The sequence below is a fragment of the Lentimonas sp. CC4 genome (genome assembly GCF_902728235.1).
In the GTDB taxonomy this organism is placed as follows: Bacteria; Verrucomicrobiota; Verrucomicrobiia; order Opitutales; family Coraliomargaritaceae; genus Lentimonas.
The window spans coordinates 1,096,042-1,122,404 of record NZ_CACVBO010000001.1 but is presented as its reverse complement, the minus strand read 5'-3'; the positions used below and the strand labels follow the sequence as shown (position 1 = coordinate 1,122,404).

Genomic DNA, 26,363 nt, shown 5'->3' with positions numbered 1-26,363 from the left:
AGCTCCAGTCGTTCGCGGGTGCCGCAAGCAGCACCCCTACGTTTAAAAAATTACTCCGGCAGAATCCCAAACAGCACTTGGCCGGGCGACATCGCTTGCCCTTCCTTGCATTGCACAGAGATCAATTTACCAGAAATAGGTGCGTCGACTTTAATCTCCATCTTCATGGATTCTAAAATCGCCAAAGTATCACCCTCTTTCACAGAGACGTCCTCCTCACTGATCAACACCTTCCAGACACTACCTGCCACAGGGCTTTCAACCGGTTCAGCCCCTTCGGGCAAGGCTTCCGCATCTTCAATCACGCCGCCGCCTTCTTCTTCGACATAAGCGGAAAGCCCGGCTGCATCCCAGCGAGCGCGCTCGGCATCGAAGGAGGCCTGTTGCTTAGTTTTAAATTCAGTAATGCTCGTATCATTCTCTTTGAGAAAGGCTTGATACTCACCAAGGCTAAACGAACCTTCTTCAATCTTTGGATTAAAGCGCCCTTGCGGGCAGTCATGGCGCAAGGTTTCCAACTCCTCTGTCGACACTGGATAGTAACGGATCTGATCGAAGAAGCGTAGCAACCATGGCTTCCCTTCCTTGAACGACGGCGTCGTATTATAGCGATTCCAAACCTGCACTGTGCGCCCAACGAATTGATAGCCGCCCGGCCCTTCCATACCATAAATACACATGTAAGCGCCGCCGATTCCAACCGCGTTTTCAGGCGTCCATGTGCGAGCAGGGTTATACTTCGTCGTAACCAAACGATGACGCGGATCGAGCGGTGTCGCCACGGGCGCACCGAGATACACATCACCGAGTCCCAGCACCACGTAGCTCGCGTTAAACACCACGTTGTAAACATCTTCTCGCGTATCCAAACCATTGATACGTCGAATAAATTCAATATTGTCAGGGCACCATGGTGCATCCGCACGCACCGACTGCACATACTTCTGAATCGCTTCCTGCGTCGAAGGATCATCCCACGACAATGGCATGTGCACAATACGCGAGGGCACGGTCACGTCTTCCAATGGCGGCAAGGCATCGTTGGCCGCATGAATCCACGCAGCAATTGATTCAGCACTGACCGCGCCCGGATCAAAATGCACCTGCAACGAACGAATACCCGGTGTTAAATCTTCAATGCCTTCGAACAATTCCTTCTTCAGTGCCTCGTAAAGCACGTGGATATGGAAGCGCAATTTAAAGTCCAAGGCCATCGGCCCGATCTCGGCCAAAACATAGGCGTCGCCTGCTTGGCGAATCACCAAGCGATCTGCGCCTTCGCCATCGTCCACCAAGATGGCTTCACTCGGCTCGGGGATGCGCACCTCGGTTGGCACACGGTAGTCTGGCTGCAAAGTCGCAAGGCCTTCTTCGTGAATATTGCGCAGCGACTCAGCCTCTTCGCGTGAGACACAGCGGAAGCGCACCTTATCACCGGGCTTGAGCTGCCCCATCTTCCAGCGCTCGGATTCAATAATCGTCGCAGGGCACACAAAGCCACCCAGACTCGGCCCGTCGGGCCCTAGGATCACTGGCATGTCGCCGGTAAAATCAATCGCACCGATCGCATATGCATTGTCATGAATGTTTGAAGGATGCAAACCAGCCTCGCCCCCATCGGTGCGTGCCCATTCAGGCTTCGGGCCGATCAGGCGCACACCTGTGCGTGCGGAGTTGTAATGCACTTCCCATTCATTCTGAAAGAACGTCTCAATATCTTGCGGCGTGAAAAACTCAGGTGCACCGTGTGGTCCGTAGAGCACAGCGATATCCCATGTATTCGTGAACTGTGGTTGATTCGCCTCAGGCAGTATCGCGTATTCGCCACCCAATTTGCCTTCGCGGTCTTCGCAAGCAAAGCCCCTACGATTTAAGTGCAAGACGTCGCCTAGACGCAAGGCGCGTCCCCCGTGGCCACCAAACTGACCGAGTGTGAACGTCGAACGACTGCCCAAATACTGTGGCACATCAATTCCACCTTTGACTAGCAGGTAGCTACGCACACCGGCACCGCTTAGTTTACCGATGTCTAGAATCGACCCTGCATCCACTTCGAAGGGGCGATAAAATTCAACCGCTTCGCCATCGAGCGTCGCGGACATCGTTGCACCTGTCAGCACCACTGTTGTTGTCGTGTGAAACTGGAGTCGTGGCCCCGTTGCTGTAATTTCCAAACCAGAATCATCGAAATCGTTGCCGAGCAGACGATTGCCCAATCGGAACGAAAGCGAATCCATTGGCCCCGAAGGTGGCACACCGACTTCCCAATAACCGACACGTCCAGGAAAGTCCTGCACTGTCGTCATCGTGCCAGAGCGTAAGATCTCAAAGGTCGCTGGCTGATAGTCATGCGATGCCAAGGTCTTCGTCACCACATTGCCAGAGACAAAGGTCTCGGCTGCTACGACGGAGCGCAAATAATCCAAGTTCGTCTCAATGCCATCCAAGCGCGTCGCTTCGAGTGCTCCTGCGATGGCGTCCACTGCAGCAGGGCGATCCTCTGCGTAGACCTGCAGCTTCGCGAGCAATGGATCATAATACGGACTCACTTCAGAACCAGAGCAGACCCAATGATCGCAACGCACACCTTCCGGAAAGCTGACGCGTGTCAACAAGCCACTGGACGGCTGAAAGTCCTTGTGTGGATTCTCCGCATACAAGCGCGTCTGAATGGCGTGTCCTTTTTGAGGCACGATTTCGGCCTCTGCAGAAAGGTTCATATCACCTGCAGCCAGCTGCACCATCCATGCAACCAGATCGACGCCCGTCACCAATTCGGTCACACCGTGCTCAACCTGTAGCCGCGTATTTACTTCAAGGAAGTAATACTCGCCCGTATCATTATCGTAAATGTATTCCACGGTGCCAGCGGAACGATACTTCACCGCTTTCGACAATTGTAGCGCAGTTACTTGCAATCCTTGTATCACGGATTCGGATACATTTGCAGGTGGTGTCTCTTCAATCACCTTCTGATTACGACGCTGCGTCGAGCAGTCGCGCACACCGAGGGAAACCACATTGCCTTCACCATCGCCAAAGATCTGCACTTCTAAGTGACGTGCATGTGTCACAAATTTCTCCAAGAAAATACCACCCTGCCCGAAGTGACTCTGGCTCAGACGCTCAACACGATCAAAGGCTTCTTCCAATGCGGGTGCGTCTTCGCAGATCTGCATCCCGATACCACCGCCACCCGCGGTGCTCTTCAGCATCACTGGATAACCAATCGACTCCGCCTCAATCAGCGCTGCCGCACAATCAGGCAACAAACCACTGCCAGGCAATAAGGGAACGGAATTCTCCTCAGCCAGACGACGTGCTTCGTGCTTTAAACCAAAGGCGAGCATTTGTGCGCCAGATGGACCGATAAACGCAAGTCCAGCTGCTTCGCACTTATCTGCGAAGTCCGCGTTCTCACTAAGCAGCCCATAGCCTGGATGAATTGCCTCCGCACCACTCGACGCAGCAATCTCTAGAATCGTCTCCACTTTGAGGTAGCTCTCACTGACAGGTGCAGGCCCGATGCGATAGCTCTCAGTCGCCATCGCAACGTGTGGCGCGTCGCGGTCAGCATCGGAATAAATGGCTACGGATTGAACACCCAATGCATCCAGCGTGCGGATGATACGGCAGGCGATTTCGCCACGATTGGCTATGAGAACTTTTTGAAACATATTTGGTAAAGTGGCACAGACATTCCTGTCTGTAATTAATGCAGGTCTCACAGGCAGGAATGCCTGTATCACTATTATTTATCCCAGATTATTGCTTCGACTGGTGTGGGATTATAGCCGTTGCAGGGGTTGTTCAGCTGCGGGCAATTTGAAATAAGACAGATCACATCACGTGCTGCAGTGAGCTCGACGTAACGACCTGGCGCGGAAATGCCGTCTTCGAAGGTGAGTTTACCTTCGGGTGTCACAGGCACGTTCATGAAGAAATTGATATTGCATGTGATATCACGCTTACCGAGGTCTGGCCCCCAGTGCTGCAAGCCACAGATGAAACTATCACGGCAGGCGTGCATGTGCTCCTTCTCATGAGCGTAGCGCATCGTGTTGCTCTCACGTGAGCAGGCTCCTCCGACGGTGTCGTGACGACCGCAGGTGTCTGCTGTAATTTTTAGCAAGACATCACCTTGGTTTGAAATCAGCTCGGTGCCAGTCGTCAAATACAGAGCGGCTTGACGCTGAATCGTGTCCGATGCGCTGTAGCGGTTTTCCGGATCGTGGGCATCATAGAAGAGGGTGTCCGCCGCTTGATTACCTTCGAGGTCGAGGATGCGGATGGTCTGCCCTGCTTTGACTTCGTGAACCCAGTGATCACCCGCGAGGATGACTTCGCGAAAGATGGCGTTGTCGGGGGAAAGTGTGCTTTCTGTTAGCATTTTTGAGAATTATGAATTACGAATTAGGAGTTAGGAATTACTTCTAGAAGCGCAGTTTGTGATACGTTTCAGTGTTCTCGAAGGCGCGTAGGTTTTCGGGGCGTGATTGGAAGCATGGATCCTCGGCGGTGGGTGCGTCCGACTTAAAGACTTCGAGTAGCACCTCGCCTGGCTCGTAAGTTGGGTTGGGGTCAAGTGGGTGCTGGCAGGTGCTGAGCACGACCAGCGTGTCCATCTCGAAGCGTAGGTCGACGTAGCTACCCGGCTTGGATGCGCCGGGAACGTAGCTGAGCTTACCTGCCTCGTCGGATACCACTTTGGAGAACCAATTGATGTTCGGCACGAGATCGCGTTTGCCCATGCCCCACTTTGCGAGCTCGATTAGAAAGCCTCGCTGTGTGTCACGGTAGCATTCGTTGTGCGCGTCTTGATAGGTTTTCGTGCCGTATTTCTTCTCAACCAGTGCGGCATCAGAGGCACCACACACGGTGTCGTGCCAGCCAGCGGTGTCTGCTGTGATTGAGCAAAAGAGACGCCCCATATCGGAGTGCACGCAAAATGGCGCGGTCAGATAAAAGATGTGCTGCCCTTTGAGCGTGTCGGGCATATTGTAGCGCTCTTCTTTTTCGAGAGCGTTATAAAGCAGCATGCCGACATTGGCGCGACCGTCGATATCAGTGAGGCGCATTGTCTTGCCGCGTCCGATCACCTTCGACCACATCGTGCCGCCGTGAAGTTTTTCTGAATGAATCATGAGAATTACAAATTAGGATATTAGAAGCGTCGTGCGTATTGATCGATCTCCCACGCACCCACACGCTGGTGATATTGACGCCATTCTTCACTCTTATAGTGAATAAATTCTTCGCGTAGCTTGCTACCGAGCACTTCTTCGACAAACGGATCGGAGGCAAAGGCATGCACCGCCTCCTCGAGTGAACGAGGGAGTTCGCTAATGCCGCGTTCCGCAAGTTGCTCTGGGCTTAGCTCGTAAAGGTTATCTTCCTGTGGATCCCCTGGGTTGAGTTGCTCTTTGATCCCTTGCAGACCAGCGGCGAGCATCAAAGTCGCGGCTAGGTAAGGATTGCAGGATGCATCGGCATTGCGGGATTCGATACGTCCGCCCCCCATTGGCACACGGAGCGAATTGGTGCGATTGTTACTGCCGTAAGAATTGAAAACGGGTGCCCATGAGTAGTAGGACATGAGGCCCTTGCGCACGAGGCGCTTGTAACTATTGACTGTCGGCGCGAAGGCCGCGCAGAGCGCAGGGCCGTGCTTGAGAACACCGGCGCTAAATTGATAACCCAATTCAGAAAGACCGAGACCGCGTGGATCGTTGTCATCCTTGAACAAGTTTTCGCCTGTTTTGGAATCGGCTAGCGACAGGTTAAAGTGCGCGCCACTGCCGGTTTTATCCTCGAAAGGTTTCGGCATGAAGGTTGCGAGCAAGCCTTCTTCCGCTGCGTATTGCTTCGCCATCATACGGAAGAATATATAGCGATCGCACATGGTGAGCGCGTCCGCATATTTGAAATCAAATTCAAATTGTGAGATCGCATCTTCTTGGTCGAGCGAGTAAAGATCCCAACCCAGATCGTTGATCGAAGTGGAAACTTTATCGAGCCATGTATAACGATCCATGAAGCGCTTCACATCGTAGCAAGCTTTGTTCAAATTGTCGTTTGTATCAGGAATTTCGATACCGCCGTCTTCGGTTTCTTTGACAACGAATACCTCGCATTCGATACCAAGATTCACGCTAAAGCCCATCTCCTCGGCTTGAGCGATCACCTTCTTGAGTGCGACGCGCGTGTTAACCTCGTAGGGCTCCCCCTTGAAAGTGTTGTCGGCTGGCATCCATGCGACTTCTGGCTGCCAAGGCAGTTGAATAATGTGATTCGTATCAGGCAGCGAAGCGATCTCGTCGTCGTTCGGACGCTGCCCGAGGCCATCGAGTGCATAGCCAGTATAGAGTTCAGAACCTTCGGCAAAATGTTCAAAGTGGTCAATCGGCACGAACTTACCTTTCTGCACACCATGGATGTCCACATAGGCACCGATGCAGTATTTTACGCCTTGAGACTTTAATTTGTTTTTCAGTTCTTTCATCTCTATCTACCTTATTTATGTTATTACGTTTTTATTAAATAGTATTACTATGCAATGCAAAAACTATGCCAACTATGCTTTTGGTTAAATATAGAACCCTTCGGGCGCGGCACCCCATTCACTCTGAGGCAGAGGTGCGTCTTCGGTCTTGGCACGCTCCAACTTACTAGCCACCGCTACACTCATTTTTTCGAAGAGCTGCTGGCCATCGCTCGCGTTACCACGTGATGGATAACCAGTCGTGCCATTCAAACTTGTTTGCGATACTGGATAGGAGAAGACCACATCAGTGGTTCGATCTGGATCGTCCGCTACATCGAATGCATCTTGATCGACAGTCTCAGGAGCGAGGTGCAACATCAAGTCGCACTCGCCTTTGTTCGCATGTAGATCGGCTGCGTCTTGAGTGAAATGTGCCTCGATCTCGGGAGTGATAAAAAAGGTGTTCAGGTAACCGACTTGCAGGCGCCCCATCAGTTCGATGCGGATCTGATCAACTGCGACACGTAAGGGTGCGTCATTACCCGCATGTGCGTTGACTAGATACAGCTTTTTCCAACCCGTCGCCTCTGCCCATTTCGCATATTGCACCAGCGACTGAATAAATGTGATCGGAGTGAGGGAAAATGTGCCAGGCCACTTTGCGGTATGCCCTCCCGAAGAGGTGTAAGGTATGACAGGTGCCATCGCGACATTCGTGCGCTCACAGGCGTTACGACAAAGCGCATCTGCGATGACTGTATCGGTATTGATCGGTAATGCGGGGCCATGCTGCTCCGTCGCACCAAGCGGCAGCACCAATAGTGGACTCGTCGCTTGGAGTGCCTGCACCTTCGGCCAGGTCAGGCATTCGATACAGATACTAGGCTTCGGTGTGGACATCTCAATCTATTCAACGTTGTCGTCCGCATTCGTCATACGAACGATCGGTAGATCATTGGACGCGACAGCTGTCTTGGGATGAATGAGTTCTTCGAGACGTTGCTTGGTGGCCAAAAACTCAGGACAGAGCAATTGCTCTGGTCGACGTGGGCGCGGAACAGGCACTTCGATAAACTCCTGAATTTCACCAGGGTTCGCCTTTAAAACAAGAATACGGTCCGAAAGATAAATCGCTTCATCGAGATCGTGCGTGACGAACATGATCGTCACATCAACATTACGCCAAATCTGCAAGAGGTGCGATTGCATCTGCGTGCGCGTATGTGGATCGAGCGCACCGAAGGGCTCATCCATAAATAAAATCTGTGGTTGATTGGCCAACGCGCGGGCAATCGCGACACGTTGCTTCATACCACCAGACAACTGACTCGGATAGGAGTCGGCCGCATGCGAAAGCCCCACCAAGTCGATCCATTGCATGGCTTCCTGCTCAACAGTCGTGCCAGAGCCGCCGTTGACCTCGAGGCCAAACATCACGTTCTTTTTCACGCTCAACCAAGGGAATAATGTGTAACCTTGAAAGACCATACCGCGATCTGCGCCTGGCCCGCTCGGCTCTTTTCCATCGAGTAAGAAATGTCCCCCCGAGACCGTCTCGAGCCCAGCCAGCATACGAATGAGTGTTGATTTACCACAACCAGACGGGCCAATCACTGAGATGAACTCACGACGATGCACATTGAAATCGATCGGGCTCAGAACATCGACCTCCCCTTTGGCGGTCTTAAATGTCTTACTGACACCCTTGACTTCCAATTTGATTGGACGCTTGTAGATGTCCTCAAAGCGAGCACGAACGGAATCACTTTGTTCCTTATAACTAGGTAGTTCTAAAATATCACTCATCGCCTTAAGCCTTTCCATTCTTAGGTGTGTCGTAAACTTTACGGTCAAGCATCCAGAGGACGAAACGCCCAATGAACCCGTGCTTCTTTTCCGTCGACTCAGGTGTCCATGGGAAAAAATACTTACGCAAGGACGCTAGAATTTGGTCTGTCACAAAACCTGTGACACCAATCATAATAATGATCGGAAACACACTATCGAAGTTACGCCAGCGACCTTGCGTTTCAATAAACTCGGTGAGACCACTCTTCACGCCAATCAATTCCGCGATCACCAACCACGTCCATGACCATCCGAGCAGGATTCGCATATCGTTATAAAGGTTCGGGGTGATACCTGGCACGATCACTCGACGTATCATGGTAAATGTTTTCGCACCGAGGGTTTGAGCTGCTTCAATTAAGGAGGCGTCGAGTTGACGCGTGGTGTTCGAGACCACCAGCACCATTTGGAAAAAGGTGCCGAGAAAGACCAGCGCAATCTTGGGTGCATCGTGTGCGAGAAAGACTGCTACCAATAAAGTGCTGAAGGCAGGCGCCGGCATGTAGCGGAAGAAATCAATAAAGGGCTCAAACAATTTTGAGAAAAAATCAAAGGTGCCGCAGAGGATACCTAGAGGGACGCCCACGAGTGCCGACAATATGAAGCCGAAGAAGACAATCTGCAGCGAGTGCTTATAGCGCTGCCACATGGATGGCTTATCTGGATCTGTTTCTTTGGTAAAATCCTGATAACCTTTGATGACGACCTCATGTGGTGCAGGTAGATAAACTGGATTTGCGGGACGTCCTTGTGGCACTAGTTTTTCGAGTGGCGTTTCAGGCAAAGACTTCGAAACAAAGGTGGGGCTCTTCGCGCTGAGGATGCCCCAGTTGCGCTTGATCAATTCGATATTCTGCTCACTGAGCTTCACTTTTTTACCGATGAGCGTGCCCTCGGCAACGCCCTGCCAGACTTTGTAGAGCTCGCTGTCCTCTTCGGCGTCTGCGCGAGAGAGCCAACCATTCGCAGTGGCGACCGGTGCGATATGCCGCAGTATTTTTAAATTCGCCCGCCGCGCACGAAAGCCGGAGGTGGTTGATTCGCCGCTCTCACGTTGAGCGAGGGTTGCGGTATTTTCTGCTTCAACCGCTTCGACGAAGCTCGGGTAATATTCTTTAGACAGGTGATTTCCTGCGGTGAACACGGTCGTCACGTTTTCGCGGTCAGCCGAGATTTCGAGTTTGATATCCGGATGCCAGATGAAGGGGGTATAGCTGACGATACTCCAAAGTAGAATCGGCAGGATAAAAGAGGCAGCCACCAATAGCGAACGACGCTTCGCGCTGAGCTCTTTACGCACGGCAAACCATGGTGTGGTGGGAGCTTTAAACTGGGAACGATCTTTCATTCAATTAATAGCGTTGGGCCGTAAAATAATTGGGGCCGAATCTTAAATAATGAGTCAAAGAAGGCGGGTCGGATCACGACCCGCCTTCAAGAATATGTGTCTGACCAAAGCTCAGCGGCTTTGGCGAGCGCGAGGTGACACCTAGTTACTTGACCGACTCAGCGTATTCCAACGTGAGGCTCGGGTCTAAGTATTGAGACGTCTTGAGTGGCTCATCGTAAACACCTTGTTCGACGTTGAACTCATCCGCGATGACAGTCGAACCGTAGACAGAACCGAGACCTTTAGCCTCTTTCCAAATCGGAAGCACTTCTTCGAGAGACAAGATGTAAGTGCCAGCGAGGAAAGGCTCATACTCTTCAGGAGTGATAGCGACACGCTTGGAAAGGATCGCAAGCGACTCGTCGATGTTTTCCTCGTCCTTCAAGAAATCGGCAATGCGATACCAAACCTTAACCACTTTAGCCCACTCGTCGCGACGCGCTTCAAGGCTTTCGGGATCTACAGACAGTAGATCGTAAATGATACCCGGTGCATCCGCAGATGTGAGAATTGGTTTTGAGCCAGGCACCGTCTTCAGAGCTTGGCCAGAATTTGGCTGCCATGCACCAATCGCATCAACCGCACCGGAAGCCAACACTTGTGGCGTCTCGTTGGTCGGTGTGTTCACAATCGTAAACTCGGATGGATCGATCCCTGCAAGCTCAGCGCCTTTCAGCAGTAGAAGGTGAATCACGAAGCCTTCTTCAAGACCGACCTTCTTACCTTTGAGATCTTCTAGACTGTTAATACCAGGAGCGCCGACAATCATGTCGTTACCATTGGAGTAGTCACTGATGAGGATCGCAACTGAAGGCTTACCTGTGCCACCTGTCACCAGTGCGTCGCCATTCGTCATAGTCACCGCATCGACTTGACCCGCGACATACGCATCCATCGACGCCACATAGTCCATCCAGAGAAATTCGACATCGACGCCTTCTTCTTCAAACCAGCCCTTATCGATACCAATCTGCCATGCGACCCATCCTGGCCAGTCACTGTAGCCGATTTTAAGTGGTTCTTTAGCGGAAAGCACATTTGCAGCAAGAAGTGCAAGTGCGCAGAGTCCTGTTCGAGTAGCCTTTGCGGCCCAGTTGTTTAGCTTCAACATGATGATTTTCTATTTGATGGTGAGTGGTGCGGTGAGCATGTTTAGACATGACTCTTACCAGCGAACAGGAACCGAAGTGCATGAAACGTGCCAAAACACATTCTCAGGATATTAAGTATTAATTTTATTGCAAAAAGTATTACGATCTAAAGCCTCTATAGATGAATCGTATGAACTCGGCGCAAAAATGACCAAATCACTCGCACAACGCATCAGCATCTCCCTCCCCGCTAAACTGGCAACCGCACTCGATCAAATGGTCGAAAGTAGAGGCTTTCAAAATCGCTCTCAAGCCGTTGCGGAAATGATCGAGACCTCGATCGTCACGCATCAACAGCAGGATGATACAACCGTCATGGCAGGCACGGTGACGCTGTTCTACGACACCGCAAAGCCAGGCCTGCTACAAAAACTAGCCAAAATTGAACGCGACCACTTGGAAGAATGCATTAGCAGTCAGCACGTGCTACTTGAAGGCCACTACATCATGGAAGTGTTACTCGTGCAGGGGCCAGTGCAACGCTTACGCGACCTCACCAACAGTATGCTCGCCTGCAAAGGCGTTAAATCAGGCGGCCTGACATTGACGAGTAAGCTGATCCCTCAGGTGCACGGACGGTAGTCATCTTCCTCTTGTAGGGGCTTTGCTCATGGTCACTGACAAGCAAAGCGCCTACAAAAAACCGTAGAACACTCTCCGTGGAACACTGCTTCCTCTTGTATAATAAGGAATTAAAGGCAGATCCAACAAATAGGAACCAACGTGGAACACTAATCGTGGAACAATCGATCTACCAAGTATACTCAACGGTATAAGTCACAGTCTCCGTGCCATCAGGTGCAACCGTCACAGGAAACTCAATGGTCTGTGAGTCCGTCTTTTCGAAATCGTGACTTGGCTTTTGAATCTCCCAATTCGACCAGCGGAACAAGGGTTCGACTACCTTCACGGTAACCGTCTCTTCGCTACGGTTACGAATCTCTATCTCGAAGGTTTCGCGAATCAAGGCGCGACTTGGATGCGTATAAAAGTCCGTGCGCGTGCGCTCGCCGACTAGATCAAAGGCGTTGCCCAAATAGACGCGGATGGTCTCGTTCTTCGCTGTGTGATCGATGGTGTTCTCGCCGGTAAATTCTAGCTGTCCGTCGTCATCCATGCGGTAAAAACGCATGCGGCCCGCAGGGAGTGGCACGGATAGCCCGTTGTCTTTGTTATTCTCGATCTCACGGTAAATCGCAATGTCGGGCTGTGCGTTTTGCCCGTAGTTCTGGTTCATATTACGCCCGCCAGAATACCGTCCTTTGAAACCTTGATATACATAGAGCTTCTTGGTCTGCACATTCTCAGCGCGCACGAACTCAACCTGCTTCGTCTCGCGATCACGCAGGGTCGTCGCGAGCGGTAAGGAATACATGTGAAACTCGTCGAATTTCTTTTCTTCGACTTGTGGCGCAGAGGCACCATCCGACATTGCCATGGCGAAGACCGCTTTTTCGCGGCGTGCTTGTTGCGGCGGCTCCACCTTATTTACATCGCCCGCGATGAGCTTGATCTTCGCATCTTCAAATGTCTTGCCCGTGTTATTCTCGACCGACACCCACCCTGTCAGCGTCACCTCATCGCCCTTCTCTGGTAACACGAGATTGTAGTCTGCCTTCCAAGACATGCCATTGGTCAAGTAGCTGAGCTGTGCGTCCACCGCCGCATCTTTATTCGAATGTAACTTCCAAGACAGCGTGGGCTTCAGCACCGAATCGTCTCCTAGACTCGGAAACAGTGGTTGACCAGGCAGACGTGTTACCAATTCGCCATCGACTTCGACGATCGGCTCTAGCGTGCGTTGCTGCTGACGGCCGTAGTGATCCTTGGTGATCACCACTGATGGCGCGCGAATAATTTTGCCCGATTCCATCACTTCCTTACCGTCGACCACTTTCAAAAAGCGAATCGTCTGCCCCTCAAACATTTGCAGCAGTCGCGCCTGATCAACCGGATCCCCACGGTAACTCTGCTCGACCACGCTGAGCGCAACTTTCGCCGAAGGATCGCGTAAGATTACGGACTCTGGCTCCAGCTGCGCCGTCACACCGCTGTAAGTCACATCGCTGAGCCCCGCCTTCAAGTCAAGCGACACGGTGTCGCGCACCACGCCGAAATTTTCATTATAGACAGTGATCGCTGGCTGTGCCGAAGCAAGGGAGGCGAAAACGAGAACAGAGGCTGGGATAATTAATTGTTTCATAATAAGAAGACGTGAGACGCAGGGGTTTATTAGAAACTAATAGCAGTTTTTGTCCTGTAAACCCCATCCCAACGATTCCTTTGTGACTGTTTCACAGCCAAAAAGAATCTTCATATTACCCCCATCGACCCACTTGACGTCCGCATAAAGACTACGATTATCCTTAAAAGAGTAGTAAGAAGTTAGAAGACAGAATTTAGAAGCTGAACATCAGTGCTTTATGCAGTCGCTACCAAATTGGCGACGGAAGACGGATTCCTAAGCCGCTTATTACAAAAGACTAACTTCTGACTCCTAGCTTCTAACTTCTAACTTCTAACTTCTAAATATAGGATTATATGCCAATGTCTCCATTCACATTTCAAAGTAAATCAGGTCCCGTTGATATTCGCCAAGTCGAGCATGAGGATATTCCGCACCTCATCGAATTGAACAAAAAAGCCTTTCCACTGATGGCGGAAGAAAATGTCGTCTGGAGTGAGCGCCAACTACAGAACCACCTCAAATTGTTCCCGAACGGGCAACTGGTCGCTCTAGTCGATGGCCACATCGTTGGCGCCGTCGCCTCACTCATTGTCCAGAGTAGTCGCGATCCTTACCGTGCGCATACTTACGGCGGCATCACCGACGGCGGCTATTTCCATAACCACGATCCACAGGGCGACACACTTTACGGCGCCGATGTTTACGTCGACCCTGACTGCCAAGGCCGAGGTATCGGTGCAGCGCTCTACGAAGCGCGCCGTCGCCTCTGCAAACAACTCAACCTACGCCGCATCCTCGCGGGTGGTCGTATTTCTGGTTTTTCCAAGCACGAAAAAGAACTCAGCCCCGAGGCCTACATTCAAAAGGTCAAAGACGGCGAGATGCACGACAACGTGCTCAGCTTCCAGCTCAAACAAGGCTTCGTCGTGCGCGGTATTTTGCGCAATTACATTGTCGATCCAATGAGCCATAACTTGGCCAGCCTGATCGAATGGCTCAATCCGGACTACACACCCAAGGAAATTTCCTCCAAAGTGCGTATCGCCTGCGTGCAATACAAGGTGCGTAAGGTCCACACCTTTGAAGATTTCGCCAACCAGGTTGAATACTTCGTTGAAACCGCCGCCGACTACCGCGCTGACTTCGTGCTCTTTCCCGAGTTCTTCTCAGTGCAACTCCTATCTGTCATCGAACCACTCCCCGCCATCGACGGGATTCGCAAGCTGGCCGACGACTTTACCGAGCCATTTATCGCTCTGATGTCGCGTATGGCCAGTAAGTATGGGCTCTACATTATCGCAGGTAGCCACCCGATCAAGCGCGACGACAAATTGCAGAATGAGTGCCTGATCTTCGATTCTGACGGTCGCTATGTGACGCAGCCGAAGTTGCACATCACACCCGCTGAGAAAAAGTATTGGGGCATCTCCGGCGGTCACGAACTCGTCATACTCCCCACGCCCAAAGCGAAAATCGCTGTGCAAATCTGCTACGACGTCGAATTTCCCGAAGCGACGCGCTACCTTGCAGACCAAGGAGTCGAAATTCTCTTCGTCCCTTACTGCACCGACGACCGCCACGGACAGCTACGTGTGCGCTACTGCGCTCAAGCCCGCGCCATCGAGAATCAAATCTTCGTTGCGACCGCTGGTATCATTGGCAACTTGCCCAGTGTGCCTGCAATGGACATCCACTACGGCCAAGCAGCGGTCTTCACACCATCGGATTTCGAATTCGCCCGCGACGGGATCCAAGCCATTGCCGACTCGAATGTGGAAACACTGTTAGTCACCGACATCGATACCGAAGACCTCTACCGTTCACGCACGACTGGTTCTGTCACTCCGCGCTTGGATCGACGCACCGACCTATTCGAAATGAAAGTGAATCTGAAAAACCTCGACACCTGCAATGAGCTGAGTGACGCCCCTGGAATCGAACTGCCGAAATAGCATACCTAGATATCAATCGCTGCGCGAGAGCGCGCAGCGATTGGTAACCTTTTAGGCTTCACGCTGTCTCGAAATCTCGGTGCTATAGTCACTTTCCTATTAGACATGCCAGCTTCTGACAAATCCCTCTCTAAGCACTTCTTGCGAGACTTCTTCATCGCCCTCGTCGTCCTCATTATCATCGGCTTGGGGCCAGCTATCTACTTCGTCTCGCAAGCGGAACGTGACGTATCCGAATCGTTCATTGAAAACTCCGCCGAACGAGCCGCCAACGAATTCCGAAACGTTGGTAGTAGCACAGAGAGCTCGGTGCGCATGGCTCGTCAATGGGGAGAGTCCGAACTCCTAACACTCAAGAACCCTGAGTCCATGTATCACTTGCTGTTCCCGATCATCCAGCAAGACAGCCACCACTGCGGGATCATGATCGCCGACACCGACGGGCAAAGCTACCAGATCTCGGAGGTCGATGGCGGCCTACAAACGACGCATACCTATTTACAAGGCAATACCCGCGTAGCCGAAGTCAAATACTGGAAAGGTGGCCAAATCGTTTCCAGACAGACCGAGCCGACCACATACGATCCTCGCAGTCGCCCCTGGTTCTACCCGGCCTTGAACAACGAAGCCGTCTATTGGACCGAACCCTATCAATTCTTCAGCCGTAAAGTAGTCGGAGTCACAGCCTCGACCTCGATTCCAAGCACTGTCAATGACGCCTATCAAATGGTCGTCGCCTTCGATATATCGATGGAACATCTCTACGCTAACATTCAAAAAATGCAGCCCAGCCCCAACAGTCAGATCTTTATCTTCCGGCGCGACGAGGCACTCTACACCGTCGGTAACAATGCCGATATAAGCTCACAATTCAAAGCCCTGCACCAGACCAACAATGAACTGGCACAAAAAGCTCACGCTGCTTGGCGCCAAGACCAGCTAGATGACCGTATCATTCCGGTGCGACACGATAACCAGCTCTGGTGGTGCGGCTTCCGCCCACTCAACAAGACACACCGCAACACATGGATCGGTGTCATGGTGCCGGAGAATGATACCTCAATAGGTGCCAACAAGCGCCATGCTGCATTAGCTGGCATTACAGGGGTGTCACTCTGCATCGCAGCAGCCTTCAGCTTCTTACTCGCTAAACGTCAAACACGCCACAGCGGCGGCCCCGCAGTCGCTTTCGAACCAGAAAATGCAATCGAGAGCATACGCGACATCATTCAACGCGGAGAGAGCAAGCGCCGCGAGTTTAAGTCCACTATGCGCTTGAACCTTCACACCAACAAGCCTGGCAAAGAGATCGAGATCGCTTGGCTCAAAGGACTCGCTGCCTTCCTCAATACCGAAGGTGGCACCCTGCTCATTGGTGTCACCGACGACGGTGAAATCACCGGACTAGAAGCCGACAAATTCGAAAGCGAAGACCACGCTCAACTACACTTCAAAAACCTGATCGCAGAACACATCGGCGCGGAGTTCTCTAAATACATCGACTTCCGCACGGTTCAGATCGACGAAAAACTAGTCGGCATTGCTGAATGTATACGCTCCAATGAGCCTGTATTTCTTAAGCACTCCAAAGGGGAGAGCTTCTTCATCCGCAACGGTCCCTCCAGTGACGAACTGCCTATCAGCCAAGCGCTAGACTACATCAAAGCAGGTAAATAGCGGCCTTAGCGACCTTCCACCACTTCGGCGAAATCACACAATAAGTCAGTGATTTCTATGATGCGCTCTCGCTTGAGATCGTCGGCAATGAGTCCCAACTCAGCGAACGACAAGACTCCGTCTCGCATGGTAATCCTCGCCTTCGAACCTCTTAATACTTTCGAAATCAAGGCCCGACGATCCACGTGAAATATACGAGCAAACCGTCCTTCATCACTGGTGCGCACGTCAACCACAGTATCAAAGCTAGAATCGCCACTCATCCAACGCTTCTTCGATCCGCTGTCGCGCTGCTGCAATGCACCAATCAACCCAGTCGCAGTCATTTGAAACGTAAAGGACGACTGCTTCACACCAACCTTCACGACCGTCTCAATCTGGCGCGTGTTTTGCAGTCCCTTAGCAGGAGTTGATATGGAAATCTCACGTTTACGATACATACCGTGGAGAAAAGGCTCTGAACGAACAAAACCGTAGAGCTGTGCCTCTGGCTCCGTCAGCGCAACTTTTAGTTGCAGTGCCATTTGACGATACTGCCCAACGATCTTCTGTGAAGCATGTCGCACCATCACCCAAAAAACCACAGCCACTCCAATTACAAGGGCTACCACAAAGCAGATTTCCAAAACCATGTTAACTGTAATAGGGAAGACCCCTCATAGTGCGAGCGTGTTTTCATCAAAAACAATATGCTGGAGCGAATCCATTGATACGATAGCGTGAATCCATCAAATTATACACTGTATACTCCAACACTCACCAATCATGAAACGATCCCATACGCTGTTCGCGCTTTTAATCGCCCTATTCATCAGCGCTTGCTCCACTCCAAGCCAACGCATCCAAGAGAATAGCCCGCAGTTCAACAGCTACACCGCCGCCGAAAAGCGCCTCATCCGCTTAGGTCAAATCGCCGTCGGATTCGACGAAGACCAAGTCCGCATGTCACTCGGAAAACCCAGCCACATTAAGTCCGACACAGACTCAAACGGCACACGCTATATTTGGGAATATGACGAACTCGAACCTGATTATAATATCTTCAACTCCATAGGCATCAGCTCCCGCGGTGGTGGCGTCGGAGCTGGAATCGGCGTCAGTGGCACCCCCACACGAAGTAAATTAAGAAAGCGTATTGTCTTTGAGCGCAGTAACCAAAGAGTCTCAGACTTTCAATCATACGACTAATTCCAACATGTCCACCGAACGTAGATACACACAAACCGACTTTCGCACACAGCTCACCTGGGCCGATCTCGACCCCGACTACTTGCGCCAACTCGTAGGCCTCGCTAAAATCGAAGACCTTGCTGGTGCTGGCCTCGCGACACGGCCAGAACGCCTTGGCGATGTCACCACCGCACTCATGCCCGAAGGCACGACTGGCACTGCCCAACTCACCGCCCGCGAGCCCATGGTCATCTGCGGACTCGGACTCGTGCAGCTCGCACTCGATGCCTACGGCGAAGGCTGCACCTTTGAAGCACACGTGCAAGATGGTGGCAGTCTCGCAGCCGGCGATGCCATAGGCAAACTTTCCGGACCTTCCGGACCGCTGCTGCAAGCCGAACGTATCATCCTCAATTTCCTTCAACACCTCGCCGGTATCGCGACCGAAACACGTGCCTACGTCGATGCACTCGGCCAAAGCGACACCGTGCTACTCGACACACGTAAAACACTGCCTGGCTACCGCGTGCTACAAAAATATGCCTTCGCCTGTGGCGGCGGCTATAACCACCGTATCGGTTTGTTTGATCGTGTCATGCTCAAAGACAACCACCTCGCCGTAGCTGGAGCCACTGGTGGCGACCGTCTCACGCAGACTGTGAGTCTAGCCCGCGGCGCATGCGAAGGCCTAGCGATCGAAGTCGAAGTCGATACGCTAGAGCAAATTCCACCCGTGCTCGAAGCCGGCGCCGACATTATTCTACTCGATAATTTCTCAGAGGAAGCCCTCAAAGCCGCCATTGAACTCATCGGTGACAGCGCCTGCACCGAAGCCAGCGGCGGCATTCAGATCGATACACTTCCGGCACTCGGCATCCTCGGCCTCGACTTCATCTCCACCGGTGCACCCGTGCACCAAAGCACATGGAAGGATATTGGCCTGGATTGGCTGTAAACAGTGAGAGTGAACGCCTTCGGCGAGTGAAAGTGGGAAAGTGGCACAAACCTTGCGGCGCCATCTCCAGCAGACCTCCGTCTTGTCTGTTACGCGTGAGCGCAGCACCCACCATAATAAAGATGATTAAGATTAAGCCTAGAAAAACTGTTCACCACTCTCACTCCTCACTATCACTCATCTCACTTCTCTCACGAAACCATGAGCAACGACACCGATTATAAAGAAGCGAAAAGCACCGAGGACGAATTCACGATCCTCAAAGCCTTGCTTGATGCGCCCGAAGACTATGTCTCCGGCAGTTTACTCGCCGAACAACTCGGTGTCTCGCGCCCTGCAATCCACGGCAAGCTCGAGAAACTACGTGAAAAGAATTTCGACGTCGAGGCCGTGCGTAACCGCGGCTACCGTCTAGTCAAAGAGCCCGAAGTCCTGCATCCTGCACTGATCCGCTATTACTTAGAAGCGGCGGCCACGGAGATTGATGTGCGCTACTTCCCTGTAATTGACAGCACCAACAGCGAAGCAGAGCGGCAAATTACCTACGCAACCAAGAGCCCCTTCGCCATCGCCTCCAGCTGCCAAACCAAAGGCCGTGGCCGCCTCGGACGTGAATGGTATAGCGCCTCGGCTGATAATCTCTACCTCTCTGTTCTCTTTGAACCCAACATCCCGCCGCAACAACTCCAAGACTTCACGCTCTGGGCAGGCATTTACATTTGCCGCGCACTGCAAAGCTTCACGCCCAAAGCCAAGCTTCAGATCAAGTGGCCCAATGATCTCCACTGCGACGGCCGTAAATTCGCCGGCATGCTCACCGAAGCAAAAATGGACGCCGACAGCATGCGTAGCATCATTTTTGGCATAGGCATTAACCTAAACAGTAATCCATCCAGTTTTCCCAAAGAACTCCAAAGTATCGCCACTAGCCTCTACGCTATCAACGGCCAAGAAGTGCCGATCAACAAAGTCGCTGCCCGTGTGCTGCAAGCTGTCAACGAGGCCTACGAGGCCTGTATCCACGATAAGACTACAGAGACACTCCCTGAAGCCTGGACACCACTTAGTTCCCTGAACGGCAAACCAGTGACCGCTCTCCAAGGCGGCAAAGAGATTTCCGGTATCGCCAGTGGCATCGACGAATCCGGTGCCCTACTACTCACTCAACCAGATGGCAGCACGATTTCGATTCGTGCCGGCGATGTGACTTTAAAAAAGAATTAAGAAGTTAGGAGCTAGTAGTCAGAAGCCACGCACTGTAACTAACTCCTAAATTCTAACTCCTTACAGCTATGAAAATTTTAAGTATCGATGTCGGTAACACCAGCACCCACTACGGATTAGTGGATGGACAAGCAGTCATCCAAACAGGGCACTTCCCTACGCGTCATTTCATCGACGGGCCCTCCGCAGAGTTTGCTGCAGCCATCACATTGCTACTGGAGCACGCCGAAGGCATCTCCTTTTGCTCAGTGGTGCCCGATATCAATGCCAACCTCGTCGCCAGTGTGAAGCCCTTCGGCCTGCCCGTCTTCCACCTCACACACGAAACGTGCCGTGGACTTAAGTTAGCCTACCCGAAGCCAGCCGAAATCGGCCAAGACCGCATCGCCAACTCCATCGCCGTGCAAGAATTTTACGGCGTGCCCGCTATCATTCTCGACATGGGCACCGCCGTAACTTTCGACATCATTACCAGCGTCGGCTACGAAGGCGGTATCATAGCCCCCGGCCTCGCCGTGATGACGCACTACCTGCACGAGCAAACCGCACTCCTCCCAGAACTCAGCGAGGACGACCTACTCAACGTCGAAGGCGCGATCGGTAAATCTACAGTGCACGCCATGAAACTTGGCGTCGCAGTCGGATTTTCAGGCATGGTCGATGCTCTCCGTGCCCGCGTCCTAGCGGAGCTTCACGCCCGCGGTGAAGGCGAACCCATCGTGCTCTCCACTGGCGGCAGCATCGCCAATCTCACTCAAGACTGGGCACAGAAGAGTTTGTTCGTCGAAGATCTGACCCTCATGGGACTAGCGGTAGCGTTTAAGCGACAGCAGTGATATTAAATGTGAGGCACGAGCGCTGTTTCGTCTAACCAGCATTGTTAGTTGTTTAGGAGCGATGGCGCCCCGGAGGCCATCTCTCGCATAAACTGCTCTCGATAAGCATCTCCAACACATATAGTATCGACATTTAGCCAGTATTATATCTTATACTAAGGAAATGGTCCATAAGGTTATCTTGTCGAAACTACATCGCACATGGAAACAAGCGCGTCTTAAAACGAGGCACTTGGAGGTATTTGCGCTGGTCGGAAAGGCAGGCACAGGCAAGAGCTTTCGAGCACGTCTGGTCGCTAACTCTCATCAGATCGACTGTATTATCGATGACGGACTGCTGATTCACAAAGGCAAGATCATCGCAGGCGAGTCCGCCAAACACAAAGCACGCTACTTCACAGCCGTCAAGACAGCCATCTTTCATAATCTCGACCACCGACGAGCTGTGCAAGACGCGATCCAACACGGCGACTTCAACAAGATTCTCCTTCTCGGCACCAGCGAGAAAATGATTCGGCGCAACTGCGAAACGCTGAATATTCCTCAACCAATACGCTTCATCAAAATCGAAGAGATCGCCACAGAGGAAGAAATCGCCCTGGCGATCCACGACCGCAAAACCTACGGGAAACACATCATTCCGCTACCGATAATCGAGGTCAAACAAGCCTATCCACGCATGGTCGCAAAGGCGGTTCAAGTCTGGTGCGAACGCAGCTTAAAAATCTTCGGTCCAGCACGTGTCTATGATAAAACCGTAGTCCGCCCCCGCTATCATAAGCATGGTGACATTACTATTAGTGAGGCAGCACTTACCCAAATGCTACTGCATTGTATCAACGAAAAGTCTCCGAGTATCAAGGTGCGTAAAATTCAGATCAAGCCACGCAACGACGGCTACGATGTGACGCTGCGGCTCAACATCCCCTTCGGACTCGAAATAGCCGCTTCGACACAAGCCTTACAGCACTACATCATCGATCAAATTAAACAGCTCACTGGTATCCAGATCCACCAACTCGCTCTTCGAATCGACACGGTGCATCATAAGGGAGCGAAATCTTCGTAGGGGTCGTTGCAAAACTCCATGACCTTCAGGGGCTTTACTTGTGAGGCCCGCGTAAAGCCATACGTAAACGAAGATTCGTAATGACCTCCAACCGACGCGGGTGTCGCAAGCAACACCCCTACTTTCGACTCCGATCAAAGGATTAAGATGATGAGTAACCTTACGAAACCGACCGGCCAAGATACGCAAGCAACCACATTTCCTTCCACAAACGATAGCGGCCGTCATAAGAGATTTTACCAATTTCTTCTTGGAACTGTCGCGGCGTTAAAAATCCGGTTTCTAGATTGAGACGCTCCAAAATACGCTGTTGATCGTTCAATTCCTCCAACGGCTCATCCTCGAAAGGAATGAGTGTCATGCTACTTTTTATTAAACGTTGACGGTGTAATTTCAGCAAACGCTTGAGCGAACCAATCAATGGCTTACGCATGATATTCCAACCCTCTGGATAATATCCACCAAATGGCAAAAACAAGTTATCGGTAATGAGTCGGCGATCATTTTCACCATTCGTGCTCAGTGTATAGCAGGCATTTGCTCCGCCTTTACTCTTCGGAATAAATAGAATTTGTAGCCGTGTGAGTTGATCCGCGCTTTCGTAAATCGATGCGCGCAAGAATGTGCCTTCAAACAACTCCGCCTTCAATGCACTCAAACGCTTAAATTTTTGTTCTCTGAGCCACTCACGCACTTCAATGAATAAAGGATCTGCTGGCCATTCATCACCATCTAAATTGATTTTAAAGCTCGGAAACAGTGGTATTTCACTGCGACTCAGTGCTTTAATCGCGATCCAGTAATACCCAGTCTCAAGCATGAACCAAATAGCTAAACCAGTTACAAAATGGACCCAGTCTGGACGGTATGAAATCTCAAATGTTTTCAATACATACGCAAAGATTCCGCCAAATAATACCCAACGTAACCAGCGACTGACTACGACGAACATAGGGATGCCTTTCTTTTGCCCTAGTTTTGGCAAAATCATGGTTAAAATCGTGATGGTAAATAGGATGTATTCGAAGGTCGATGATGATGGGTCGAACATATATAAAAGTGATAAATCGATCTAAGGATTAATATAAAAGCTTGGCTGTTATGATCCTTAGGATCGGCGCTTGTTCCATCTTCTATTTATATCAGCCTTTAAAACACAAACGAGCGAGTGAGACAATAGCCCACTCGCTCGGTAATTAAAGTATAACTGTATGTCAGCCGATTGGCCTACAAACTTAGTTCAAGCGCAGTGGCATGATGACGCAGATGAAGTTATCAAGCGTCTTGAAAAGACCTGGGCTCAACTCGTCCTTGAACTCAAAAAACACTTCATCCTTAGTCAGCGCTTTCAACGGCTCCATGAGGAACTGTGGGTTGAATGCGACCTGAACTTCAGGACCATCATAAGCGATCGCCATGGATTCATGGGATTCGCCGTATTCAGAACTTGAACCGGAAATTTCGAGTAGGTTTTTGCTAACCTTCAGCTTCACTGAGTTGCTCTTATCACTGGTGACCAGGGCGGCACGGTGCACGCACTCCAACATCAGCTCACGCTCTATTTTGACGCGATGCTCTGTCTCTTTTGGTATGACTTGGCGATAGTTCGGGTAGTTACCTTCAACAATCTTCGAGACTAGGTAGAGATGATCTACCAGACCCGTGTCACCTGCATCGTCGATGCCGATTTCAAAAGCTGCTTGGCGATCATTGAAAGCAATCTTCACCTTCTCACCTTTGCCCATGAGACGCTCAAGCTCAGCAACTGTCTTAGCCGGCAGAATAAGGCTACCTGCGTTGTCTTCGCTGATTTCAGTATCTAGGGCAGTCAATGCGAGACGGCGGCCGTCTGTGGCGACTAGAGTGAGTTTTTCATCTGCAAAGTTGAAATAAACACCGTTGAGGATGTAACGATTTTCGTCGTTGGATTGGCCATACGACACACTCTTGAGCATGCTGACGATTTCAGCCTGAGAGAGCTCAAAGACGTGACGATTTTCAAACGATGGCAGCGGTGGAAATTCTTCCGTGCTGATGCCCATGATTTTGAAGAGTGAACCACCAGAAGTGATCTTGGCTTGGTTGTTATCGCCGGTTTCGATAAAGACTTCGTTTTGAGGCAATTCACGAATAATCGTGGCTAGCTTACGAACTGGAAGTGTGATGCCACCTGGTTCTGAGACGTCTGCTTTGATGCGGCAACGAATGCCGAGATCGAGATTGGTAGTCGTCAACGAAATGTGCCCCTCCTCTGCTTCGATCAGCACGTTGCTGAGAATTGGCATGGTGGCACGCGAACCTACAACATTGAGAACTTGTTGTAGGCCGTTGCTAAAGTGATCCTGGTTGATCTTGAACTTCATGGTTAGAATTTTTCGGGGATTTTGGAGTTACTGGCAATGCTTATATATTAGTCTCTTTTTTAATATATAAATCTCTTCTTCTTAATATGTGTGTGGATGAAGTATAATAACTCAACAAGTATTTATTTAGTAAGTGTTTAGGTATGATTTTTGGTGTGAACAGAGCAGTGAAGTATTCGGTAGAGCAGTGAATGAATTGAAGAAGTTTTTTTTATTACACAGCATCTTCACAGTTATTCACGAGTTATTCACCATGCGCTTGTTTAGTGCGGTTTAAGCGCTTTCTAGCGCGGTATAGGCGGAACAGGTAGCGAATAGGTCCGTAACTGATGTAGGTAAAAGCTAGGATGGCGAAGAACAGCTCCTTAAAGATGAAGGCAATACCAAGGCAAAGTATGAGTAGAATAAAGGTGCGCACACGTGTGCTAGTCTGCCAATCGACCTCTTTGAAGCTTGGATACGGGATGTTGCTGATCATAAGAAAAGCGATGGCCAACATCAATGGAGGCATGACTAACTCGAAACCATGCATCTCATAACCATGTTTCTCAAAGCTTGTGTAAACTAATACGAGCGAGGCAACCATACCAGCTGCCGCGGGCACGGGTAGACCGAGAAAGTCCTTGGTGCCTTTTAAACGTTCCGCAGGAGCAAGCATCGGGTGCGTCAATACGTTGAACCGTGCCAAGCGCACAGCTGCGCAGAGTAGGTAAATGAAGCCGATCAGTTGGCTGACTGGCAGCACGCCTTCATATTGCTCAGTTGGCTTGAGGATCAGGAAGATCATCATCATCGCTGGTGCGACACCAAATGAGATAACATCCGCAATCGAATCAAATTCGATGCCGAAGAGCGATTCACGCCCGCCCATACGTGCGACACGGCCATCAAAGGCATCACAGACGACGCCAAAGAAGATGAACCAGACTGCTTGAGTGAAATGCGCGTTTACGATCGTGGGATCAGTCGCGAAGTTCGCCTCGATGCAGCGCATAATGGCTAAAAATCCAAAGAATAGATTTCCAGCTGTTAAGCTATTTGGGAGGAGATAAATATGGCTCGCCTCACCTGAGTCGGCATACTGATGGGGTGGCTTTTGTGCAGGTTCAGACATTCAGTGGTGGCTGTTATTCAGTTTCGTCCTCTTTGTGACGAATTGTTTCTAGATACTTCCAAAAGGAATCGTGTTGTTCGGCCATAAACTCTTCATTCACAGGGAGTTTGAATCGAAATATGAAGTCGGACAAAGTGTTTTTATGCAGAATATAGTGTGCGAATAGACCATCTTTATCCTGTTCAAAGTAGATGCGAAACTCACCAGCGCGCACACGATAGTATGTTTTACCATTACGCTGAAAGCGCCCCAGTTCATCATTCGGATGATCGAGCTGATCCTGAGTAAGGCTACTGACGACCTCTACGAGGAGCATCTGTGAGCGAGTGTCGAGCTGGTTGAGCTCGTGCATGCTTTGTTCGCTGAAATTGACCTGAAACATAATGGTATATGGCGCACCTGACCTTTGATTGAAGAACGGTAGATTAGAAGTGATCTATCGGTGTGCAATCGCAGAATACATTTCATTGAGTTGTTACGGGAAGTTGACCCAGGCTTCTGCTTCGCCAATGTCATTTGGAAATGGTTAAAGTAAAAATTAATTACGAAGGCGGGCTACGCTGCGAGCTCGAACATGAACTATCAGGTAAGACGTTTCAAACGGATGCGCCGGTGGATAATAATGGCAAAGGTGAGAGTTTCTCACCAACGGATCTGTGTGCATCGGCGCTTGGCTCGTGCATCGCCACCATCGTAGGGATGCAGATGGAAAGCTTGGGACTGGATTTGTCTGGTATGCGTATCGAAGTGCAGAAAGAGATGTCAGAAAGTCTGCCACGCCGTATTGCTAAATTAACGACCGATGTATGGCTACCGATTGAGCTGGATGATGATCAACAATGGAAAGTTCAGCTAGCGGCCAAGAATTGCCCTGTGCATCACAGTCTGAATCCAGAGATCGAAAAACCGATTAATTTCCATTGGAAATAGTTTTTGTATAGA

General features: G+C 50.9%; 23 protein-coding genes. 9 read left to right on the top strand and 14 right to left on the bottom strand.

Going from position 1 to position 26,363, the window contains the following annotated elements; all coding sequences use genetic code 11:
* Window positions 1-50: 50 nt before the first annotated feature.
* The 8 genes from uca to GZZ87_RS04895 all read right to left on the bottom strand — a co-directional run bounded on the left by uca (window position 51) and on the right by GZZ87_RS04895 (window position 10,833).
* Entirely contained in the window at window positions 51-3,677 is a 3,627-nt protein-coding gene (gene uca, locus GZZ87_RS04930) for an urea carboxylase (protein WP_162026142.1), read from the bottom strand.
* Window positions 3,678-3,751: 74 nt separating this feature from the next.
* Window positions 3,752-4,390, bottom strand: a complete 639-nt coding sequence (locus GZZ87_RS04925; protein WP_162026143.1) for an urea amidolyase associated protein UAAP2 — start codon at window positions 4,388-4,390, stop codon at window positions 3,752-3,754.
* Window positions 4,391-4,433: 43 nt separating this feature from the next.
* Window positions 4,434-5,144, bottom strand: coding sequence for an urea amidolyase associated protein UAAP1 (locus GZZ87_RS04920; RefSeq protein ID WP_162026144.1), 711 nt, complete (start codon window positions 5,142-5,144; stop codon window positions 4,434-4,436).
* A 20-nt stretch (window positions 5,145-5,164) separates the two neighbouring features.
* A complete protein-coding gene (glnT, locus tag GZZ87_RS04915) occupies window positions 5,165-6,502 on the bottom strand; it encodes a type III glutamate--ammonia ligase (RefSeq protein ID WP_162026145.1) in 1,338 nt (445 codons plus the stop codon).
* A gap of 84 nt (window positions 6,503-6,586) precedes the next feature.
* Complete coding sequence (locus tag GZZ87_RS04910; protein ID WP_162026146.1) at window positions 6,587-7,384, bottom strand: creatininase family protein; 798 nt, start codon at window positions 7,382-7,384, stop codon at window positions 6,587-6,589.
* 6 nt (window positions 7,385-7,390) lie between these two features.
* Window positions 7,391-8,290: an ABC transporter ATP-binding protein gene (locus GZZ87_RS04905; RefSeq protein ID WP_162026147.1), complete on the bottom strand. Its 900-nt coding sequence runs from the start codon at window positions 8,288-8,290 to the stop codon at window positions 7,391-7,393.
* A 4-nt stretch (window positions 8,291-8,294) separates the two neighbouring features.
* Complete coding sequence (locus tag GZZ87_RS04900) at window positions 8,295-9,680, bottom strand: ABC transporter permease (RefSeq protein ID WP_162026148.1); 1,386 nt, start codon at window positions 9,678-9,680, stop codon at window positions 8,295-8,297.
* A gap of 145 nt (window positions 9,681-9,825) precedes the next feature.
* Window positions 9,826-10,833, bottom strand: a complete 1,008-nt coding sequence (locus tag GZZ87_RS04895) for an ABC transporter substrate-binding protein (RefSeq protein ID WP_162026149.1) — start codon at window positions 10,831-10,833, stop codon at window positions 9,826-9,828.
* A 187-nt stretch (window positions 10,834-11,020) separates the two neighbouring features.
* Between GZZ87_RS04895 and nikR the strand changes: the two genes are divergently transcribed.
* Window positions 11,021-11,455, top strand: coding sequence for a nickel-responsive transcriptional regulator NikR (nikR, locus tag GZZ87_RS04890; protein ID WP_162026150.1), 435 nt, complete (start codon window positions 11,021-11,023; stop codon window positions 11,453-11,455).
* 169 nt (window positions 11,456-11,624) lie between these two features.
* Here nikR and GZZ87_RS04885 read toward each other — a convergent pair whose 3' ends face one another.
* Window positions 11,625-13,076: a DUF4139 domain-containing protein gene (locus tag GZZ87_RS04885; RefSeq protein WP_162026151.1), complete on the bottom strand. Its 1,452-nt coding sequence runs from the start codon at window positions 13,074-13,076 to the stop codon at window positions 11,625-11,627.
* 344 nt (window positions 13,077-13,420) lie between these two features.
* Between GZZ87_RS04885 and GZZ87_RS04880 the strand changes: the two genes are divergently transcribed.
* Window positions 13,421-15,013 (top strand): bifunctional GNAT family N-acetyltransferase/carbon-nitrogen hydrolase family protein, encoded by a 1,593-nt coding sequence (locus GZZ87_RS04880; protein WP_162026152.1) that lies wholly within the window; start codon window positions 13,421-13,423, stop codon window positions 15,011-15,013.
* Between the two features lie 105 nt (window positions 15,014-15,118).
* Window positions 15,119-16,690 (top strand): RNA-binding domain-containing protein, encoded by a 1,572-nt coding sequence (locus GZZ87_RS04875; RefSeq protein WP_162026153.1) that lies wholly within the window; start codon window positions 15,119-15,121, stop codon window positions 16,688-16,690.
* 5 nt (window positions 16,691-16,695) lie between these two features.
* Here GZZ87_RS04875 and GZZ87_RS04870 read toward each other — a convergent pair whose 3' ends face one another.
* Window positions 16,696-17,214, bottom strand: a complete 519-nt coding sequence (locus GZZ87_RS04870) for a hypothetical protein (protein ID WP_162026154.1) — start codon at window positions 17,212-17,214, stop codon at window positions 16,696-16,698.
* Between the two features lie 241 nt (window positions 17,215-17,455).
* Here GZZ87_RS04870 and GZZ87_RS04865 point away from each other — a divergent pair, with 241 nt between their 5' ends.
* The 5 genes from GZZ87_RS04865 (at window position 17,456) to GZZ87_RS04845 (ending at window position 21,944) form a co-directional block, all read left to right on the top strand.
* The gene (locus GZZ87_RS04865; RefSeq protein ID WP_162026155.1) at window positions 17,456-17,878 is read left to right on the top strand and encodes a hypothetical protein; all 423 of its coding nucleotides are present in this window, start codon (window positions 17,456-17,458) and stop codon (window positions 17,876-17,878) included.
* A gap of 7 nt (window positions 17,879-17,885) precedes the next feature.
* On the top strand, window positions 17,886-18,815 hold the full coding sequence (nadC, locus tag GZZ87_RS04860; RefSeq protein ID WP_162026156.1) for a carboxylating nicotinate-nucleotide diphosphorylase: 930 nt from the start codon (window positions 17,886-17,888) through the stop codon (window positions 18,813-18,815).
* Window positions 18,816-19,016: 201 nt separating this feature from the next.
* Window positions 19,017-20,039, top strand: a complete 1,023-nt coding sequence (locus GZZ87_RS04855) for a biotin--[acetyl-CoA-carboxylase] ligase (RefSeq protein WP_162026157.1) — start codon at window positions 19,017-19,019, stop codon at window positions 20,037-20,039.
* Window positions 20,040-20,107: 68 nt separating this feature from the next.
* The gene (locus GZZ87_RS04850; RefSeq protein WP_162026158.1) at window positions 20,108-20,875 is read left to right on the top strand and encodes a type III pantothenate kinase; all 768 of its coding nucleotides are present in this window, start codon (window positions 20,108-20,110) and stop codon (window positions 20,873-20,875) included.
* 163 nt (window positions 20,876-21,038) lie between these two features.
* Window positions 21,039-21,944 carry a hypothetical protein gene (locus GZZ87_RS04845; protein ID WP_162026159.1) on the top strand — a complete coding sequence of 302 codons (906 nt, stop codon included), beginning with the start codon at window positions 21,039-21,041 and terminating at the stop codon, window positions 21,942-21,944.
* Between the two features lie 160 nt (window positions 21,945-22,104).
* Here the strand turns inward: GZZ87_RS04845 and GZZ87_RS04840 are convergent, their stop codons facing one another.
* The 4 genes from GZZ87_RS04840 to GZZ87_RS04825 form a co-directional block, all read right to left on the bottom strand.
* Complete coding sequence (locus tag GZZ87_RS04840) at window positions 22,105-22,995, bottom strand: hypothetical protein (protein ID WP_162026160.1); 891 nt, start codon at window positions 22,993-22,995, stop codon at window positions 22,105-22,107.
* A gap of 184 nt (window positions 22,996-23,179) precedes the next feature.
* A complete protein-coding gene (gene dnaN / locus GZZ87_RS04835) occupies window positions 23,180-24,307 on the bottom strand; it encodes a DNA polymerase III subunit beta (RefSeq protein ID WP_162026161.1) in 1,128 nt (375 codons plus the stop codon).
* A gap of 244 nt (window positions 24,308-24,551) precedes the next feature.
* The gene (gene pssA / locus GZZ87_RS04830) at window positions 24,552-25,421 is read right to left on the bottom strand and encodes a CDP-diacylglycerol--serine O-phosphatidyltransferase (protein ID WP_162026162.1); all 870 of its coding nucleotides are present in this window, start codon (window positions 25,419-25,421) and stop codon (window positions 24,552-24,554) included.
* Between the two features lie 13 nt (window positions 25,422-25,434).
* Entirely contained in the window at window positions 25,435-25,803 is a 369-nt protein-coding gene (locus tag GZZ87_RS04825) for a cytotoxic translational repressor of toxin-antitoxin stability system (protein WP_162026163.1), read from the bottom strand.
* Window positions 25,804-25,943: 140 nt separating this feature from the next.
* On the opposite strand from GZZ87_RS04825, the gene GZZ87_RS04820 reads away from it, so the two are divergent.
* A complete protein-coding gene (locus tag GZZ87_RS04820; protein ID WP_162026164.1) occupies window positions 25,944-26,351 on the top strand; it encodes an OsmC family protein in 408 nt (135 codons plus the stop codon).
* The last annotated feature ends 12 nt before the right edge of the window (window positions 26,352-26,363 follow it).

Bases quoted from the DNA above. Each gene is read 5' to 3' on its own strand.
- GZZ87_RS04865 (WP_162026155.1), top strand. From the start codon at position 17,456: ATGAAACGATCCCATACGCTGTTCGCGCTTTTAATCGCCCTATTCATC.
- nadC (WP_162026156.1), top strand. From the start codon at position 17,886: ATGTCCACCGAACGTAGATACACACAAACCGACTTTCGCACACAGCTC.
- pssA (WP_162026162.1), bottom strand. From the start codon at position 25,421: ATGTCTGAACCTGCACAAAAGCCACCCCATCAGTATGCCGACTCAGGT.
- GZZ87_RS04855 (WP_162026157.1), top strand. From the start codon at position 19,017: ATGAGCAACGACACCGATTATAAAGAAGCGAAAAGCACCGAGGACGAA.
- GZZ87_RS04905 (WP_162026147.1), bottom strand. From the start codon at position 8,290: ATGAGTGATATTTTAGAACTACCTAGTTATAAGGAACAAAGTGATTCC.
- GZZ87_RS04850 (WP_162026158.1), top strand. From the start codon at position 20,108: ATGAAAATTTTAAGTATCGATGTCGGTAACACCAGCACCCACTACGGA.
- GZZ87_RS04870 (WP_162026154.1), bottom strand. From the start codon at position 17,214: ATGGCACTGCAACTAAAAGTTGCGCTGACGGAGCCAGAGGCACAGCTC.
- GZZ87_RS04820 (WP_162026164.1), top strand. From the start codon at position 25,944: ATGGTTAAAGTAAAAATTAATTACGAAGGCGGGCTACGCTGCGAGCTC.
- GZZ87_RS04845 (WP_162026159.1), top strand. From the start codon at position 21,039: ATGGTCCATAAGGTTATCTTGTCGAAACTACATCGCACATGGAAACAA.
- GZZ87_RS04910 (WP_162026146.1), bottom strand. From the start codon at position 7,384: ATGTCCACACCGAAGCCTAGTATCTGTATCGAATGCCTGACCTGGCCG.
- GZZ87_RS04880 (WP_162026152.1), top strand. From the start codon at position 13,421: ATGTCTCCATTCACATTTCAAAGTAAATCAGGTCCCGTTGATATTCGC.
- nikR (WP_162026150.1), top strand. From the start codon at position 11,021: ATGACCAAATCACTCGCACAACGCATCAGCATCTCCCTCCCCGCTAAA.
- GZZ87_RS04840 (WP_162026160.1), bottom strand. From the start codon at position 22,995: ATGTTCGACCCATCATCATCGACCTTCGAATACATCCTATTTACCATC.
- GZZ87_RS04900 (WP_162026148.1), bottom strand. From the start codon at position 9,680: ATGAAAGATCGTTCCCAGTTTAAAGCTCCCACCACACCATGGTTTGCC.
- glnT (WP_162026145.1), bottom strand. From the start codon at position 6,502: ATGAAAGAACTGAAAAACAAATTAAAGTCTCAAGGCGTAAAATACTGC.
- GZZ87_RS04895 (WP_162026149.1), bottom strand. From the start codon at position 10,833: ATGTTGAAGCTAAACAACTGGGCCGCAAAGGCTACTCGAACAGGACTC.
- GZZ87_RS04825 (WP_162026163.1), bottom strand. From the start codon at position 25,803: ATGTTTCAGGTCAATTTCAGCGAACAAAGCATGCACGAGCTCAACCAG.
- uca (WP_162026142.1), bottom strand. From the start codon at position 3,677: ATGTTTCAAAAAGTTCTCATAGCCAATCGTGGCGAAATCGCCTGCCGT.
- dnaN (WP_162026161.1), bottom strand. From the start codon at position 24,307: ATGAAGTTCAAGATCAACCAGGATCACTTTAGCAACGGCCTACAACAA.
- GZZ87_RS04920 (WP_162026144.1), bottom strand. From the start codon at position 5,144: ATGATTCATTCAGAAAAACTTCACGGCGGCACGATGTGGTCGAAGGTG.
- GZZ87_RS04875 (WP_162026153.1), top strand. From the start codon at position 15,119: ATGCCAGCTTCTGACAAATCCCTCTCTAAGCACTTCTTGCGAGACTTC.
- GZZ87_RS04885 (WP_162026151.1), bottom strand. From the start codon at position 13,076: ATGAAACAATTAATTATCCCAGCCTCTGTTCTCGTTTTCGCCTCCCTT.
- GZZ87_RS04925 (WP_162026143.1), bottom strand. From the start codon at position 4,390: ATGCTAACAGAAAGCACACTTTCCCCCGACAACGCCATCTTTCGCGAA.